This is a genomic window from Microbacterium sp. TS-1 (genome assembly GCF_000509385.1).
GTDB classification, from domain to species: domain Bacteria; phylum Actinomycetota; class Actinomycetes; order Actinomycetales; family Microbacteriaceae; genus Microbacterium; species Microbacterium arborescens.
In genome coordinates, this window is sequence record NZ_BASQ01000001.1 from 254,814 (window position 1) to 272,783 (window position 17,970).

The following is a 17,970-nucleotide window of genomic DNA, read 5'->3' on the forward strand; positions in this document are numbered from 1 at the left end:
AATTCCGAGGGACGATCCGATGATCCACGCCGCACACACGCTCGTCGCGAGCATCCCGAGTCCGTCGGTGAGCTACATCGACCTGGGTCCGCTGCGCATCCACTTCTACGCCCTGTGCATCATCGCCGGCATCATCGTCGCGACCCTGATGACCAACTACCGCCTCACGCGGCGCGGCGCCGAGCCGTGGGTCGTCATCGACATCGCACTGCTGGCCGTGCCACTGGCTCTGGTGGGAGCACGGGCGTTCCACGTGCTCACGCACCCGGGGTTCTACTTCGGCGCCGACAAGAACCCGTGGGCCGTCCTGTTCATCTGGGAGGGGGGCATCGCGATCTTCGGCGCCCTCATCGGCGGCGCGGTGGGCGCCTACCTCGGCTGCAAGTGGACCGGCATCCGGTTCTGGAGCTTCGCTGACGCTCTGGCTCCGGGCATCCTGCTGGCGCAGGCCATGGGGCGCTTCGGCAATTGGTTCAATCAGGAGCTCTTCGGGCTCCCCACCGACCTGCCGTGGGGCCTCGAGATCGATCGATCCAACCCGGCGTTCCCCGCCGGGCTGGCACCCGACACCCTCTTCCACCCCACCTTCCTCTACGAGGTGATCTGGAACGGCCTGGGCGTGCTCGTCCTGCTCTGGATCGGCCGCAAGACGTGGGCGCAGTGGGGCAAGCTCTTCGGTCTGTACCTCGTCTGGTACGGAGCGGGCCGTATCGTCTGGGAGTCGATCCGCATCGATCCGAGCGAGATCATCCTCGGCCTCCGTACGAACGTCTGGGCGGCGATCCTCGCCGTGGTCGTCGGAATCGCGATCATCGTGGTCCAGACGCGCCGCCACACCGGCGACGAGCCTTCGCCTTATCAGCTCGGTCGCGAGTGGGTCGCTCCGAGCGCGCTACAATCGCAGAGCACCGAAGACTTCGTGGATCTGAGCGCACCCCCGACGCCCGAAGCTCACGCAGACAGCGCCACAAGCGCAGTCACCTCGAAGCAGTAGTTCCCCAGGGCCGACGTCGTCCCGGTTCAGCACCAATGTGAGGACGGTCAGTATGGCCTCGAGCCCTCGACCCCAAAAGTCCGGATTCGCTTCCTTCCCTCCCCAGCAGGGCATGTACAACCCTGCCTTCGAGAAGGACGCTTGTGGTCTGGCGATGGTCGCCACGCTGCGCGGCGAGGCCGGGCACGACATCGTCGAGCTCGCCTTGACGGCGCTGCGCAACCTCGAGCACCGCGGCGCGATCGGCTCCGACGCGGGCACCGGCGACGGCGCCGGCATCCTGACGCAGATGCCCGACGCATTCCTCCGCGCGGTCGTCGACTTCGACCTGCCGCCCGCCGGCGAATACGCGGCGGGCATGGCTTTCCTGCCGCGCGACGCCGACGAGCGTCAGGCGCTCAAGGCCGACATCGAGACGCTCGCGGCATCCGAGGGCCTGACGGTCCTGGGCTGGCGCGAGGTGCCGACCGAGGACGAGAACCTCGGAAAGCTCGCCTTCGCCGCCCGTCCCGCCTTCGAGCAGCTCTTCGTATCGCGCCCCGCGGTGGGCGACGCGCCCGCGCTCGCGGGCATCGAGCTCGACCGACGCGTCTACCGGCTGCGCAAGCGCGCCCGTCACGAGCACGACGCGTACTTCGTCTCGCTCTCGAGCCGCACGCTCGGGTACAAGGGCATGGTCACGACGCTGCAGCTCGAGCCGTTCTACCCAGACCTGCAGGACGAGCGCTTCGCGTCGGAGCTGGCGGTCGTGCACTCCCGCTACTCCACGAACACGTTCCCGTCATGGCCCCTCGCACAGCCGCTGCGCATGCTCGCCCACAACGGCGAGATCAACACGGTCAAGGGGAACCGCAACTGGATGCGGGCCCGGCAGTCGCAGCTCGAGTCGGAGCTGCTCGGAGACGTGCAGCCGCTGCTGCCGATCTGCACCGACGGTGCGAGCGACTCCGCCTCGTTCGACGAGGTGCTCGAGCTGCTCACGCTCACCGGGCGCAGCCTGCCGCACGCCGTCATGATGATGGTGCCCGAGGCATACGAGAAGCAGACCGACATCGACCCGGATCTGCGGGCGTTCTACGACTACCACTCGATCCAGATGGAGCCGTGGGACGGGCCGGCGGCCCTCATCTTCACCGACGGCACGCTCGTCGGTGCCACCCTCGACCGCAACGGACTGCGTCCGGGACGGTGGACCGAGACCACCGACGGACTCGTCGTCATCGGCAGCGAGACCGGCGTGCTCGACTTCGCGCCCGAGCGGATCAAGCGCCGCGGGCGCCTGCAGCCCGGTCGCATGTTCGTCGTCGACACGTCCGCGGGCCGCATCGTCGAGGACGAGGAGATCAAGCGCGAGCTCGCCACGCTGCATCCCTGGCAGGAGTGGCTCGACGCCGGTCGCGTGCGACTGAAGGACCTCCCCGAGCGCGAGCACATCGTGCACCCGATCGCCTCGATCACGCGGCGTCAGCGCACCTTCGGCTACACCGAGGAGGAGGTGCGCATCCTGCTGACCCCGATGGGGCAGGTAGGCGCCGAGCCGCTCGGCGCCATGGGCAGCGACACCCCCGTTGCGGTGCTCAGCGAACGTCCGCGGCTGCTGTTCGACTACTTCACGCAGCAGTTCGCGCAGGTGACCAACCCGCCGCTCGACTCGATCCGCGAAGAGGTCGTCACCTCGCTGTCGCTCGGTCTCGGTCCCGAGGCCAACCTGCTCTCGTGGGGCCCGGAGCACACGCGCACCGTGACGCTCGACTTCCCGGTGATCGACAACGACGAGCTCGCGAAGATCCAGCACATCGACACCGCGCTCAAGGGCCGGTCGTCGGTGACCATCCGCGGCCTGTACCGCGTCGAAGCCGGCCACAAGGGCATGCAGAAGCGCCTCGCCCAGATGTGCGCCGAGGCGGACCAGGCCATCGAGGACGGCGCGGAGTTCCTCGTGCTCAGCGACCGCGACTCGAACAAGGACCTCGCGCCGATCCCGTCGCTGCTCATGCTCGCGGCGGTGCACCACCACCTCATCCGTCAGCAGACCCGCATGCGGGTGGGCCTGGTGGTCGAGGCCGGAGACGTCCGCGAGGTGCACCACGTCGCGACGCTCCTCGGCTACGGCGCCTCCGCGGTCAACCCCTATCTGGCGATGGAGACGGTCGAGTACCTCGTCCGGGCGGGATACATCACGGGTGTCTCGCCGGAGAAGGCCGTCAAGAACCTGATCTACGCGCTCGGCAAGGGCGTGCTGAAGATCATGTCCAAGATGGGCATCTCGACGGTGTCGTCGTACGCCGGGGCTCAGGTTTTCGAAGCGGTCGGTCTGTCGGACGAGTTCGTGTCGAAGTACTTCACCGGCACCGAGACGAAGCTCGGCGGTATCGGCATCGAGGTCATCGCGGCCGAGAACGCCGCGCGGCACGCCTACGCGTATCCGGAAGACGCCGCGGTCCGCGCCCACGAGCGGTTGTGGACGGGCGGCGAGTACCAGTGGCGCCGTGACGGTGCCCCCCACCTGTTCAATCCCGAGACGGTGTTCCGGCTGCAGCACGCGACGCGGACGCGCCGATACGACATCTTCCGCGAATACACCAAGCTCGTCGACGACCAGGCTGCGGAGCTGAAGACCCTGCGCGGCATGTTCAAGCTGCGCACGGGCGTTCGCCCGCCCGTGCCGATCGACGAGGTCGAGTCGGTGGCCTCGATCGTCAAGCGTTTCTCGACCGGGGCCATGAGCTACGGCTCGATCTCGAAGGAAGCGCACGAGACCCTGGCGATCGCCATGAACCGGCTGGGTGCGAAGTCCAACACCGGCGAGGGCGGTGAGGACGTCGAGCGGCTGCTGGACCCCGAGCGCCGGAGCGCGATCAAGCAGGTCGCGTCCGGACGCTTCGGTGTGACGAGCATGTACCTCACGCACGCCGATGACATCCAGATCAAGCTCGCTCAGGGCGCCAAGCCCGGCGAGGGCGGTCAGCTGCCGCCCGGCAAGGTCTACCCGTGGATCGCGCGCACCCGCGGCGGCACGCCCGGCGTCGGCCTCATCTCACCTCCGCCGCATCACGACATCTACTCGATCGAAGACCTGAAGCAGCTGATCTTCGACCTCAAGCGCGCGAACCCGGCTGCCCGCGTCCACGTCAAGCTCGTGAGCCAGTCGGGAATCGGGGCGGTCGCGGCGGGTACCGCCAAGGCCCTCGCCGACGTCATCCTCGTGTCGGGTCATGACGGCGGCACCGGTGCGAGCCCCCTGAACTCCCTCAAGCACGCGGGAACCCCCTGGGAGCTCGGCCTCGCCGAGACGCAGCAGACGCTCATGCTCAACGACATGCGCGACCGCGTCGTCGTGCAGGCCGACGGTCAGCTCAAGACCGGCCGTGATGTGGTCATCGCGGCGCTGCTCGGCGCCGAGGAGTTCGGCTTCGCCACGTCGGCACTGGTCGTGGAAGGCTGCATCATGATGCGGGTCTGCCACCTCGACACCTGCCCCGTGGGCGTCGCGACCCAGAACCCCGTCCTGCGCGAGCGCTTCACCGGCAAGCCCGAGTTCGTCGTCAACTTCATGGAGTTCATCGCCCAGGAGGTCCGCGAGTACCTCGCCGAGCTCGGTTTCCGCTCGCTCGACGAGGCGATCGGACGCAACGACGTCCTCGACGTCGATGGCGCGATCGAGCACTGGAAGGCGAGCGGCCTCGACCTCGGACCGATCCTCACCGGCCCGGCATTCGCCGACGACGCCCCGCGCCGTCACTACCGCGCGCAGGACCACGAGCTCGACGAGCACTTCGACGTCCAGCTCATCGAGCGGGCGCAGGACGTCGTCGCGCACGGCGGTCACGTCGAGATCGACCTGCCGATCCGCAACACCGAGCGTGCCGTGGGCACGATGCTGGGCAACCGGGTCACGCTGGCTCACGGCGAGAACGGCCTTCCGGCGGATTCGATCGTGGTGAACCTCACGGGCTCGGCCGGTCAGTCGTTCGGAGCGTTCCTCCCCGCGGGCATCACGCTGCGCCTCGAGGGCGACTCGAACGACTACGTGGGCAAGGGGCTCTCGGGCGGTCAGATCGTCGTGCGGCCGCCGCGCGACGCCGCGTTCGACGCTTCCGAGAACGTCATCGCGGGCAACGTCATCGGCTACGGCGCGACGCAGGGAACCATGTTCCTGCGTGGCGTGGTGGGGGAGCGGTTCCTCGTGCGCAACTCCGGCGCCACGGCGGTCGTCGAGGGCGTGGGCGACCACGCGCTCGAATACATGACCGGAGGCCTCGCGGTGATCCTCGGAGCCACCGGGCGCAATCTCGGCGCCGGGATGTCGGGTGGGAACGCCTACGTCTACCGCCTCGAGACGGCGAACGTGAACCGCGAGGCGATGGCCAGCGGCGAGCTCGTGCTCGAGGAGATGGGATCCGGCGACGCCGAGATCCTCCGCGATCTGCTCGAGCGCCACGTCGCCGAGACGGGGTCCGAGCTGGCAGCGCGCCTGCTCGAGGACTTCGAGACTGAGATCGCCAACTTCGTCCGTGTGGTGCCGCGCGACTACGCCGCGGTGCTCGAAACCCGACAGACGGCGGCCGCCGAGGGGCTCGACCCCGACGGCGACGAGGTCTGGAGCCGCATCCTGGAGGTGACCCGTGGCTGACCCCAAGGGCTTCCTGAAGATCACGGAGCGTGAGCTCCCCAAGCGCCGCCCGGTGCCGGTCCGCATCATGGACTGGCGCGAGGTCTACGAGCCCGGCGACAGTGCGGTGCTCCGCCGCCAGGCGGGACGCTGCATGGACTGCGGCGTGCCGTTCTGCCATCAGGGATGCCCGCTGGGCAACCTGATCCCCGAGTGGAACGACCTCATGTGGCGGGGCGAAGGACGTTCGGCCATCGAGCGTCTTCACGCCACGAACAACTTCCCGGAGTTCACCGGCCGGCTGTGCCCCGCCCCGTGCGAGAGCGCCTGCGTGCTGGGCATCAACCAGCCGCCGGTCACGATCAAGCAGATCGAGGTCTCGACGATCGACGAGGCCTTCGCGAACGGCTGGGTCGAGGCCGAGCCCCCCGGACGGCTGACCGGCAAGACGGTCGCCGTCGTCGGCTCGGGTCCGGCCGGACTGGCCGCGGCGCAACAGCTGACGCGCGCGGGCCACACCGTCGCCGTCTACGAGCGCGACGACCGTATCGGTGGCCTGCTGCGCTACGGCATCCCCGACTTCAAGATGGAGAAGCGCCACATCGAGGCACGTCTGCGTCAGATGCAGGACGAGGGCACGCGTTTCCGCGCCGGTGTCGAGATCGGCAAAGACATCTCCTGGGACGCGCTGCGCGCCCGCTACGACGCGGTCGTGGTGGCGACGGGATCGACGCTGCCGCGCGACCTCGCCATCCCGGGCCGCGACCTCGCCGGGGTGCACTTCGCCATGGAGTACCTCGTCGAGTCGAACAAGGCGGTCGCGGGCGACCAGGTCGCCAACCAGATCCATGCCGAGGGCAAGCACGTCGTCGTCATCGGCGGCGGCGACACCGGCGCCGACTGCATCGGCACCGCTCACCGGCAGGGTGCACTCAGCGTCACGAACCTCGCGATCGGCAAGCAGCCGCCGTCGGACCGGCCCGACACCCAGCCCTGGCCGATGATGCCGACCGTCTTCGAGGTCGCCTCCGCGCACGAGGAGGGCGGTGAGCGCAGCTACCTCGCGTCAACGGTCGAGTTCCTCGGGAACGAGGCGGGAGAGGTGCGCGCGCTCCGTGTGGCCGAGACCGAGTTCGTCGACGGCCGCCGCGTCCCCAAGAGCGGTACCGAGCGCGAGATCCCCGCCGACCTCGTCCTGATCGCGATGGGTTTCACCGGCCCGGAGCGCACCGAGCTGGAGGCCCAGCTGGGTACCGTGTTCACCGATCGCGGCAACGTCGAACGTGCCGACGACTACCAGACGACCGCGCCGGGCGTGTTCGTGGCCGGCGATGCCGGGCGCGGGCAGTCGCTCATCGTGTGGGCGATCGCGGAGGGCCGCGCTGCGGCAGCCGCCGTCGACCGCTACCTGATGGGCGACACCGACCTGCCGGCGCCGGTGCGTCCGACCGACGTCGCGATCGGGCTCCAGCGGGCATAGGCTGGACCCAACCCCCCTCCCGACCCGAGACCACCGGAGATTCAGTGAGACGCGCCAAGATCGTCGCCACCCTGGGACCGGCCACAGCCAGCTACGAGATGGTGCGAGCCATCATCGACGCCGGCGTGGACGTGACCCGATTCAACCTCAGCCACGGAGACTATTCGGAGCACGAGGTCCGCTGGGCCAACGTGCGCAAGGCCGCCGACGACGCGGGCCGTCCCGTGGCGATCCTGGTCGATCTCCAGGGGCCGAAGATCCGCCTCGGCAAGTTCGAGAACGGACCCCACCAGCTCGCGGTCGGCGACATCTTCAAGATCACCACCGATGACATCCTCGGCACCAAGGAGATCGTCTCGACGACCTTCAAGGGCCTGCCCGGGGACGTCAAGCCCGGCGACTTCCTTCTCATCGACGACGGCAAGGTCCGCGTCGAGGTCGTGTCGGTCGAGGGCTCGGTCGTCACGACGAAGGTCATCGTCGCCGGCCCCGTCTCGAACAACAAGGGCATCAACCTGCCCGGTGTCGCCGTGAGCGTCCCGGCGCTGTCGGACAAGGACGAGGCGGACCTGCGCTGGGGGCTGCAGCAGGGCGCCGACATCATCGCGCTCTCGTTCGTGCGCGACGCCGCGGACGTGACGCGGGTGCACGAGATCATGGCGGAGGAGGGCCGCAAGGTCCCCGTCATCGCGAAGATCGAGAAGCCGCAGGCGGTCGAGAACCTCGAGGAGATCATCGACGCCTTCGACGGCATCATGGTCGCGCGCGGCGACCTCGGCGTGGAGCTTCCGCTCGAGGCCGTGCCGATCGTCCAGAAGAAGGCTGTGGCGCTGTGCCGCCGCATGGCCAAGCCGGTCATCGTGGCGACGCAGATGCTCGAGTCGATGATCGAGAACCCCGTGCCCACGCGCGCCGAGACGAGCGACGTCGCCAACGCCGTCCTCGACGGTGCCGACGCGGTCATGCTCTCGGGCGAGACGAGCGTGGGCAAGTACCCCGTCGTCGTCGTCGAGACCATGGCCCGTATCGTCGACTCGACGGAGACCCACGGTCTCGAGCGCATCGCACCGCTGACGGCGAAGCCGCGCACGCAGGGCGGTGCGATCACGCTCGCCGCCATGGAGGTCGCACAGTTCATCGAGGCGAAGTTCCTCTGCATGTTCACCGAGTCCGGCGACACGGCGCGCCGCATGTCGCGGCTGCGCCCCGAGATCCCGATGATCGCGTTCACGCCGGACCCGGCGATCCGTCGTCGCATGGCCCTCACCTGGGGCATTCGCTCCAGCCTGGTCGAGCAGGTCGCTCACACCGACCTGATGTTCCACCAGGTCGACGACTACTTCCTCTCGAACGGCCTCGCCGAGGTCGGTGACAAGGTCGTCGTCATCTCCGGGTCCCCTCCCGGAATCCAGGGATCGACCAACGACATCCGCATCCACAAGATCGGCGACGCCGTCAACGGTCGCGCGCCGATCTACCAGGCGGTCCAGTGACCACCGCGTGAATGCCGAAGGGCGGGCACCTCTCCACGAGGTGCCCGCCCTTTCGTCGTGCCGGTGGTGGGAGTCGAACCCACACGTCCGAAGACAACCGAGTTTGAGTCGGTCGCGTCTGCCATTCCGCCACACCGGCGCACGCACATCGACAATACCGCCTCGTGCGACGTCGCCCGACGGAGACATGGCCGGAACGCCATACCGTAGGATCGAAAGGTGACAGAGCAAGAAGAGGCCCCCACGTCGGCCGCTCCCGCACCGCGTCGTGTCGTCGTGGCCGAAGACGAGTCGCTCATCCGACTCGACATCGTCGAGATCCTTCGCGACAACGGATACGACGTCGTCGGTGAAGCCGGAGATGGTGAGACCGCCGTCCAGCTCGCGACCGAGCTTCGTCCCGATCTCGTGATCATGGACGTCAAGATGCCCGTCCTCGATGGCATTTCGGCCGCCGAGCGGCTCGGCAAGGCGCACATCGCCCCCGTCGTCCTGCTGACCGCGTTCAGCCAGAAGGAGCTCGTCGAGCGGGCGACCGAGGCGGGTGCCCTCGCCTACGTCGTCAAGCCGTTCACGCCGAACGACCTGCTCCCCGCCATCGAGATCGCGCTGGCCCGCTACGAGCAGATCATCACCCTCGAGGCCGAGGTGGCCGACATGGTCGAGCGCTTCGAGACCCGCAAGCTGGTCGACCGGGCGAAGGGCCTGCTCAACGAGAAGATGGGTCTGAGCGAGCCCGAGGCGTTCCGCTGGATCCAGAAGGCGTCGATGGACCGCCGCCTGACGATGCAGGACGTGGCCAAGGCGATCATCGAGCAGCTCGCGCCCAAGAAGTAACCCGCGCCGACGCCGACGACGAGAAAGCCCCCTCCCGGATCGGGAGGGGGCTTCGTCGTCGCATCAGGATGCTGCCGGAGCGTCCTTGATGAGGTTCGTGATGCGGATGGTGGAGCAGCGGCGCCCTTGCTCGTCGGAGACGACGATCTCGTGGACCGTCATCGAGCGGCCGAGGTGCAGAGGAGTGCAGACCCCGGTGACGATCCCGCTCGTCGCCGAGCGGGTGTGCGTGGCGTTGATGTCGACACCCACGGCGAGCCGGCCCGGACCGGCGTGCATGTTGGCCGCCATGGATCCGAGAGACTCGCCCAGAACGACGTACGCACCGCCGTGGAGAAGGCCGACCGGCTGCGTGTTGCCCGCGACGGGCATGGTGGCGACGCAGCGCTCGGTGGTGAACTCCGTGAACTCGATTCCCATGCGCTCCGCGAGCGCGCCTTTGCCGCGGCCCTGCGCCCACGCGAGGCCGGTGTCGGTATCGGTGTTGTCGGGCATGCTCCACCCTCGGTCGCAGCGGGTCGTGGTGTCCGTGGTCGTCGTTAGGCTGGACGGGTGACGGACTCGCCAAAGCCTACCCTTCTCGTCGTCGACGGCCATTCGCTGGCCTACCGCGCGTTCTTCGCGCTGCCGGTCGACAACTTCACCACGAAGGACGGCCAGCACACCAACGGCATCTACGGCTTCCTGTCGATGTTCGTCAACCTGATCAAGGCGGAGAAGCCGACGCACCTGGCTGTCGCTTTCGACACCTCCCGGCAGTCGTTCCGCACCCGCGAGTACACGGAGTACAAAGCGAACCGATCCGAGTCGCCCGCCGAGTTCAAGGGGCAGATCCCGCTGCTGCAGGAGTGCCTCGCCGCCATGAACGTGACGGTGCTGACGAAGGAGGACTACGAGGCCGACGACATCCTCGCCACCCTCGCGACGCAGGGCGCCGCAGAGGGCTTCGACGTCCTCGTCTGCTCGGGCGACAGAGACACCATCCAGCTCGTCACCGACGACGTGACCCTGCTCTACCCGAGTGTCCAGGGTGTGTCTCAGCTCAAGCGCTACACCCCTGAGACAGTGGTCGAGAAGTACGGGCTGCCGCCGCAGAACTATCCCGACATCGCCGCTCTCGTGGGCGAGACGAGCGACAACCTTCCCGGGGTGCCGAAGGTCGGCGAGAAGACCGCGGTGAAGTGGCTCACGCAGTGGGGATCTCTCGACGCGCTGCTGGAGAACGCCGACAAGATCGGCGGTGTCGTGGGAGGCAACCTGCGCGAGCACCTCGACGACGTTCGGCGCAATCGTTCGCTGAACCGCCTGCTGCGCGACGTCGAGCTCGGAGTCACGCCCGCAGACCTCGCGGTCGGACCGATCGACGCCGAGGCGGTGCGCGACATCTTCGCCCGGCTCGAGTTCCGTACGCTGCTCCCGCGCGTCTTCGAGGCGGCGGGGGCCGATCCCGCGATGGCCGTCGAGACCGCCGCCCCGGCCGTTCCGGCGCCGACCGCCGCCGAGCTCTCCGCCGCCGACATCGGCGCCTGGGCCGCGGCCCGCACCGGTGACGTCGGCGTCACCGTCGTGGTCGCCGGTGGCTTCCCGCAGCGCATCGGCCTGGCCGATGCCGACGAAGCGGTCGAGGCCACGTGGAGCGACGACGTCGCCGAGGCCTTGCGCCCGTGGCTCGAGTCCAACGCGCCGAAGGTGCTCTCCGACGCGAAGCTGCAGGTCAAGGCGCTTCGGCGTGGGGGGGTGCGCCTGGGCGGTCTCGTCTTCGATCCGATCCTGGCGGGATGGCTCCTCCGGCCGAGCTTTCCCGACAAGACCCTCGCCGACCTCGTACACCGGTATCTCGACGAGAAACTGCCCGAAGCCGACCCGACCCAGCTCGTTCCCGAGACCGAGGGCGCGACGCCGGGCCAGCTGTCGTGGTTCGCACTGCGCGTCGCAGAGGCGGTGCGCACGGAGATGCCCGCTTCGGTGCTGTCGGTGCTCACCGGCATCGAGCTGCCCACGCTCGACGCCCTCGCCGATATGGAGCTCGCCGGCGTCGCGGTCTCGCACGAGAAGCTCTCCACCTTCTCCGCCGAGCTCGCAGCGCGCGCTGACGACATCGCGCAGCGTGCCTACGCGACGATCGAGCGCGAGGTCAACCTCGGTTCTCCCAAGCAGCTGCAGGAGGTGCTGTTCGAGCAGCTCCAGCTGCCGAAGACCCGCAAGACGAAGACGGGCTACTCCACGGATGCCGCCGTACTGGCAGACCTGCAGGAATCGAACCCCCACCCCTTCCTTGAGCTGCTCCTCCAGCACCGGGAGGCCACGAAGCTGCGCCAGATCATCGAGTCGCTCGACACCGCGATCGCCGCAGACGACCGCATCCACACGACCTACGTGCAGACGGGAAGCCAGACCGGGCGGCTTTCGAGCACCGATCCCAACCTGCAGAACATCCCGATCCGCAACGAAGAGAGCCGGCGCATCCGTGCCGCGTTCGAGGTCGGCGAGGGATACGAGACCCTGCTGACCGCCGACTACTCGCAGATCGAGATGCGCATCATGGCGCATCTCTCCGAAGACCCGGGGCTCATCGAGGCCTTCGTGTCGGGCGAAGATCTCCACCGCTTCGTCGGCGCGCGCGTCTTCGGCGTCGAGCCGGCCGACGTGACACCGGCCATGCGCACGAAGGTCAAAGCCATGTCGTACGGGCTCGTCTACGGGCTGTCGGCGTTCGGTCTCTCGAAGCAGCTGCGCATCGAGCAGTCCGAGGCCAAGCAGTTGATGCTCGAGTACTTCGCCCGTTTCGGGGCGGTGCGCGACTACCTGCGCTCGAGCGTCGAGCAGGCCCGCATCGACGGTTACACGGAGACGATCTTCGGCCGGCGCCGTCCGTTCCCCGACCTCGCGAGCCCGAACCGGGTCCTGCGCGAGAACGCGGAGCGTGCGGCTCTCAACGCTCCGATCCAGGGCAGCGCCGCCGACATCATGAAGATCGCGCTGTTCCGCATCGCTCGCGAGTTCCAGGCCGAAGGGCTCCGATCCCGCGTGCTGCTGCAGATTCACGACGAGCTCGTCGTCGAGGTCGCGCCGGGGGAGTGGGATGCTGCCGAGCGCATCGTCCGCGACCGCATGGGCGACGCCGCCGAACTGACCGTCCCTCTCGACGTGCAGATCGGTCGCGGCGGCGACTGGGACGTCGCCGGTCACTGATCTGATCGCGCGGGGGTGCCGCAGTAGGCTCGGAGGATGACCGAAGCACAGCGCACCCCCACGCCGATCGACCGGATCGCCGATGCGTGGGTCGACACTCTGGCAGAGCTCTCACCCGGGCTCGCGACGTACATCGGCCGTTTCGAGCACAACGCACGACTCGACGACTACTCGCCGGCCGGCACCGCCCGAGCCCTCGAGGCCGCTCGCGGCACTCTCGCCGCCCTTGAGGCAGCCGAGCCGACCGACGACGTCGATGTCGTCACGAAGGCCGACCTCTCCGGCGATCTGCGTCTGCAGATCGAGCTCGCCGAGGCCGGCGCGCACCTGCGCGACGTCAACGTCATCGCCTCGCCCGCTCAGGAGATCCGGAACACCTTCGACCTCATGCCCACGGCCACGGTCGACGACTGGAGCGTGATCGCCGCGCGTCTGGGTGCGGTTCCGGCCGCGATCGACGGCTACATCGAGACGCTCCGCGAAGGTATCTCCCGAGGCATCGTCCCGGCGCGCCGTCAGGTTTCCGAGGTAGCCACGCAGATCGGTCGTTACACGGCGGACACCGGCTTCTTCGCGACGTTCGCCGCTGAGGCCGCGCCTACCGAGGGGGGCCTGCCCGCGTCACTGGCCCGTGAGCTCGCCGACAACGCGAATGCGGCTCGCGTCGCCTACGACGCGCTCGCCTCGTTCTTCACCGGCGAGCTGCTCCCCGAGGCGGGCGAGAGCGACGCGGTCGGGCGCGAGCTGTACGCCCTGCACTCCCGCCGTTTCCTCGGGGCCACGATCGACCTCGACGAGACCTACGAGTGGGGCCTCCAGGAGCTGGCCCGCATGGTCGCCGAGCAGGAGTCCATCGCGAACGAGATCCTCCCGGGTGCGACCGTGGAAGAGGCGGTGACGCACCTCGAGAAGGACGAGTCGCGGAAGCTCTACGGCACCGAGGCTCTGCAGAAGTGGATGCAGGAGACGAGCGACCGGGCCGTCGAAGAACTGGGTCGTACCCACTTCGACATCCCCGAGCCCATCCGCACGCTGGAGTGCATGATCGCCCCGACCAACGAGGGCGGCATCTACTACACGGGCCCGACCGACGACTTCTCGCGCCCCGGTCGCATGTGGTGGTCGGTGCCGGAGGGCGTCGACTCGTTCGACACCTGGCGCGAACTCACGACGGTGTATCACGAGGGCGTCCCCGGTCACCATCTCCAGATCGCGCAGGCGGTGTACAACCGTTTCGAGCTCAACTCGTGGCGCCGCCTGCTCGCCGGATCGAGCGGCCACGCCGAGGGCTGGGCGCTGTACGCCGAGCGCCTGATGGAGCAGCTGGGCTACCTCGACGACCCGGCAGACCGGCTGGGCATGCTCGACGGCCAGCGCATGCGGGCCGCTCGCGTCGTCCTCGACATCGGCGTGCACCTGGGCAAGGAACGCCCCGACGGTGAGGGCGTGTGGGATGCGGACTACGCGCTGGAGTTCATGAAGCGCAACGTCAACATGCCCGAGGAGTTCATCCGCTTCGAGGTCAACCGGTATCTCGGCTGGCCGGGCCAGGCGCCGTCGTACAAGGTCGGTCAGCGCATCTGGGAGCAGATCCGCGACGACTTCGCGGCGCGGGCGGGCGACCAGTTCGACGTCAAGGCGTTCCACATGAAGGCGCTGCGGCTCGGCGGTGTCGGGCTCGACACGTTGCGCATGGCGCTCGCGCAGAACTGACAGCACCGACGACGGGGCGGGAATACTCTTCCCGCCCCGTCGTTGTATGCGGATGAATGAAAGGTGGGCCCCCATGACCGCGACATCCGTCCAGTTCGCCCTCGACACGTTCGGTGACGTCACCCGCGGCGCCGACGGCGAGCTGCTCTCCGACGCCCAGACCATCCGAAACGTCGTCGACCAGGCGGTGCTCGCCGACGAGGTCGGCCTGAGCTTCTTCGGGGTGGGGGAGCACCACCGGCGTGAATTCGCCGTCTCGAGTCCCGAGATCGTGCTCGCCGCCGCCGCGGCGCGCACGAAGGACATCCATCTGGGCACCGCGGTCACGGTCCTCTCGAGCGACGACCCGGTGCGCGTCTACGAGCGTTTCGCGACCCTCGACGCCGTCTCGAACGGCCGTGCCGAGATCATCCTCGGGCGGGGCTCGTTCACCGAGTCGTTCCCGCTGTTCGGGTTCGATCTCGCCGACTACGAGATCCTCTTCGAGGAGCGCCTCGACCTGTTCGGACGGCTGCGGTCCGAGCAGCCCGTCACCTGGCAGGGTCGGACTCGACCCGCGCTGACGGACGCGGATGTCTTCCCGAAGACCGAGAACGGCCTCCGTGCGTGGGTCGGCGTCGGCGGCTCGCCCGAATCGGTGCTGCGAACCGCCCACAACGGGTACAACCTGATGCTGGCGATCATCGGCGGCGGTGCGGCGCGGTTCCGGCCGTACGTCGATCTGTTCCACCGCACGCGGGACGCGATGGGCGCCGACCGGCTGCCCGTCGGGGTCCATTCTCCCGGCCACGTCGCCGACAGCGATGAGCAGGCCTGGGAGGAGCTCTTCCCGGCGATGAAGGTCAACCGTGACGCGATCGGTGCCGAGCGTGGCTGGCCGCCGTACTCGCGCCTGCAGTTCCAGCACGATCTCGGCCCCGACGGCGCCGTGTACGCGGGCTCGCCCGAGACGGTGGCGCGCAAGCTCGCCCAGACGATCCGCACGCTGGACCTCGACCGGTTCGATCTGAAGTTCTCGCACGGGACGCTCGCGCACGAGAGCATGATGCACTCGATCGAGCTCTACGGCACCAAGGTCGCTCCTCTCGTGCGAGAGATGCTCGCCGACGACTGACCGGGTGGCGCGCGAGGTCGTCGCGGATCAATAGCATGGTCGAATGACCGATACCGCGACGCCCTCGGTGGCGCGCCGCCTCGACGATCTGCCTTTCGGTCGTCGGCACCTGCGGATCCTGACCGGATCCGGACTGGGATGGGCCCTCGACGCGATGGACGTCGGGCTGATCTCGTTCATCATCACGGCGCTCATCGCGCAGTGGTCGCTCGACACCTCGCAGGCGTCGTGGATCGCATCGGCCGGGTTCGCGGGCATGGCGATCGGCGCGAGCGTCGGCGGGCTGCTGGCAGACAGATTCGGTCGGCGCTCCGTGTTCGCGGTCACGCTTCTCGTCTACGGAGTCGCCACCGGCGCGAGCGCTCTGGTCGGCGGGCTCGCGATGCTCCTCGTCCTGCGCTTCCTCGTGGGGCTCGGTCTCGGCGCCGAGCTGCCGGTCGCGAGCACGTATGTGAGCGAGTTCGCGCCCGCCCGCATCCGCGGCCGGGTCATCGTCATCCTCGAAGCCTTCTGGGCCGTCGGCTGGACCGCGGCCGCACTGATCGGCTACTTCGTGATCCCGCAGGTCGACGAAGGATGGCGCTGGGCATTCGTCGTGGGCGCGATCCCCGCGGTGTACGCGCTGGTCGTGCGCTGGGGGCTCCCCGAGTCGGCCCGGTGGCTCGAACGCCGCGGCCGGCACGCCGAGGCCGAGGCGGTCGTCCGGAGCTTCGAGACGACCAGCGCGACCGCGTCGCGCGAGGTCGGCGTCTCCGCCGGCCCGGAAACGATCGCCGCGCCCGCCGCCGTGTCGTCGACCGGCCGGCTCCGGGCGCTCTGGTCGCCGGAGTTCCGCGGCCGCACCGCGAGCCTGTGGCTGGTCTGGTTCTGCGTCAACTTCTCGTACTACGGCGCCTTCATCTGGATCCCGACGATCCTGTACACGCAGGGTTACGACCTCGTGCGTTCATTCGGGTTCACCCTGATCATCACCCTCGCTCAGCTCCCTGGCTACGCCGTCTCGGCCTGGTTGATCGAGGTGTGGGGCAGACGCCTGACCCTGTCGGTGTTCCTCATCGGCTCCGCGGCATCCGCCGTCGTGTTCGGCACGGCCGGGACCGAGGCCGTCATCATCGGCGCAGGTATGGCGCTGTCGTTCTTCAACCTCGGCGCCTGGGGTGCGCTCTACGCCGTGACGCCGGAGATGTACCCGACATCGCTGCGCGGCACCGGTGCCGGATGGGCCGCGGGCGTCGGCCGGATCGCATCCATCCTCGCTCCGCTGTCGGTGCCGCCCCTGCTGATGTGGGGTGGCGCGCCCATGCTCTTCGTCGTGTTCGCCATCTTCTTCGTCCTCGCCGCCGTCGGCGCGTGGGGACTCGTCGACCGCAGGGGAGTGTCGCTCGATGACCGCTGAATCACAGGTGCGCTACGTGGCCATCGGCGACTCGTTCACCGAGGGCGTGGGAGACGAGCTGCCCGACGGCGCCGTGCGCGGCTGGGCCGATCTCGTCGCCGCCGGCTGGGCGGACGCGACGGGGCGAGCCGTGCAGTACGCCAACCTCGCGATCCGCGGCAAGCTCGTGCGGCCCATCGTCGACGAACAGCTCGAAGCCGCCCTCGCGCTGCGCCCGACCCACCTGTCGTTCAACGGCGGCGGCAATGACATGCTGCGCCCGCGCACGTCCATCGCGCATATCGTCGACGCCTTCGTGCAGGTGCTGCGCCGGTGCGACGAAGAAGGCGTCAGCCTCATCCTGCTGTCGGGCGCGAACCCGTCCGCGCAGCTGCCGCTGGGAGGCCTCATCAATCGGCGCGGCGATGCGCTCTCGGATGCCGTCGTCGAGCGCATCGCGGATCGCGACGACGTCGTCCGCGCCTTGAACTGGTATGACCGGGCCCTGACCCATCCGTCGTACTGGTCGGCCGATCGGCTCCACATGAACGCCCGCGGTCACCACCGCGTCGCCGCTCGGGTTCTCGGTTCCCTGGGTCTCGAGGCGCCGGGGGAGTGGTGGTCGCTTCCCGTCGACGAGCAGCCGCCTGCGCTCGCGCGCGGCGAGTACTTCCGCGAGCACCTCGCTCCCTGGGTCCGTCGGCGACTCACCGGACGTTCATCCGGCGACAACCGGCAACCGAAGTTCGGCTCCTGGATCGAGGTCGCGCCGCGCTCGTGACACGCCGCGAGAGCCGGTGTCAAGCCGGTGCACGGTGCTGCGCCCACGCGCCAGGATCGACGGGTCCGCACACCCGAAGGGAACTGACATGAGCATTGGTGCCGGAATCGCTTTGTTCGTCATCGGCGCGATCCTCGCGTTCGCCGTGAACGTCGAGGTCGAGTGGGTGAACCTCGACCTCATCGGCTACATCCTGATGGGTGCAGGAGCCCTCGTCTTCCTCATCGGCCTCATTCTGATGGTGCGCCGCCGCCAGACCGAGACCGTCAGCCGCACCGCCGTCGATCCCGCCAGCGGCCAGCGCGTCACCCGCAACAGCACGAGCACGTCGGGCGACCCCATGCTCTGATGCATCTGCTGCGAAACGGCCGCGGTGGGC

The 17,970-nt window shown here is 68.7% G+C and carries 12 protein-coding genes and 1 tRNA gene; 11 read left to right on the forward strand and 2 right to left on the reverse strand.

The window, feature by feature from the left end:
* Positions 1–19 precede the first annotated feature (19 nt).
* From lgt to pyk, 4 genes are read left to right on the forward strand one after another with little or no spacing between them, the layout of a single operon-like run.
* On the forward strand, positions 20–994 hold the full coding sequence (lgt, locus tag MTS1_RS01105; protein ID WP_023950630.1) for a prolipoprotein diacylglyceryl transferase: 975 nt from the start codon (positions 20–22) through the stop codon (positions 992–994).
* A 52-nt stretch (positions 995–1,046) separates the two neighbouring features.
* The gene (gene gltB, locus MTS1_RS01110; protein WP_036304573.1) at positions 1,047–5,627 is read left to right on the forward strand and encodes a glutamate synthase large subunit; all 4,581 of its coding nucleotides are present in this window, start codon (positions 1,047–1,049) and stop codon (positions 5,625–5,627) included.
* On the forward strand, positions 5,620–7,086 hold the full coding sequence (locus MTS1_RS01115; RefSeq protein ID WP_023950634.1) for a glutamate synthase subunit beta: 1,467 nt from the start codon (positions 5,620–5,622) through the stop codon (positions 7,084–7,086). The genes gltB and MTS1_RS01115 overlap by 8 nt, the downstream gene beginning before the upstream one ends.
* Before the next feature lie 44 nt (positions 7,087–7,130).
* Positions 7,131–8,579, forward strand: coding sequence for a pyruvate kinase (pyk, locus tag MTS1_RS01120; RefSeq protein ID WP_023950636.1), 1,449 nt, complete (start codon positions 7,131–7,133; stop codon positions 8,577–8,579).
* A gap of 58 nt (positions 8,580–8,637) precedes the next feature.
* Here pyk and MTS1_RS01125 read toward each other — a convergent pair.
* Positions 8,638–8,718, reverse strand: a tRNA-Leu gene (locus tag MTS1_RS01125).
* An 80-nt stretch (positions 8,719–8,798) separates the two neighbouring features.
* Between MTS1_RS01125 and MTS1_RS01130 the strand changes: the two genes are divergently transcribed.
* Positions 8,799–9,416: an ANTAR domain-containing response regulator gene (locus tag MTS1_RS01130; RefSeq protein WP_023950638.1), complete on the forward strand. Its 618-nt coding sequence runs from the start codon at positions 8,799–8,801 to the stop codon at positions 9,414–9,416.
* 63 nt (positions 9,417–9,479) lie between these two features.
* On the opposite strand, the gene MTS1_RS01135 is transcribed toward MTS1_RS01130, so the two are convergent.
* On the reverse strand, positions 9,480–9,911 hold the full coding sequence (locus MTS1_RS01135; protein ID WP_023950640.1) for a hotdog fold thioesterase: 432 nt from the start codon (positions 9,909–9,911) through the stop codon (positions 9,480–9,482).
* Between the two features lie 57 nt (positions 9,912–9,968).
* On the opposite strand from MTS1_RS01135, the gene polA reads away from it, so the two are divergent.
* From polA to MTS1_RS01165, 6 genes are all read left to right on the forward strand, one after another.
* Positions 9,969–12,608: a DNA polymerase I gene (gene polA / locus MTS1_RS01140; RefSeq protein WP_023950642.1), complete on the forward strand. Its 2,640-nt coding sequence runs from the start codon at positions 9,969–9,971 to the stop codon at positions 12,606–12,608.
* A 36-nt stretch (positions 12,609–12,644) separates the two neighbouring features.
* Positions 12,645–14,321, forward strand: a complete 1,677-nt coding sequence (locus MTS1_RS01145) for a DUF885 domain-containing protein (protein WP_023950644.1) — start codon at positions 12,645–12,647, stop codon at positions 14,319–14,321.
* Between the two features lie 73 nt (positions 14,322–14,394).
* Complete coding sequence (locus MTS1_RS01150) at positions 14,395–15,435, forward strand: LLM class flavin-dependent oxidoreductase (RefSeq protein WP_023950646.1); 1,041 nt, start codon at positions 14,395–14,397, stop codon at positions 15,433–15,435.
* Positions 15,436–15,478: 43 nt separating this feature from the next.
* A complete protein-coding gene (locus MTS1_RS01155; RefSeq protein ID WP_023950648.1) occupies positions 15,479–16,831 on the forward strand; it encodes an MFS transporter in 1,353 nt (450 codons plus the stop codon).
* Positions 16,821–17,591, forward strand: a complete 771-nt coding sequence (locus MTS1_RS01160) for an SGNH/GDSL hydrolase family protein (RefSeq protein ID WP_023950650.1) — start codon at positions 16,821–16,823, stop codon at positions 17,589–17,591. Before MTS1_RS01155 ends, MTS1_RS01160 begins: the two co-directional genes overlap by 11 nt.
* 88 nt (positions 17,592–17,679) lie before the next feature.
* Positions 17,680–17,940 (forward strand): DUF6458 family protein, encoded by a 261-nt coding sequence (locus MTS1_RS01165; RefSeq protein ID WP_023950652.1) that lies wholly within the window; start codon positions 17,680–17,682, stop codon positions 17,938–17,940.
* Positions 17,941–17,970: the final 30 nt, after the last annotated feature.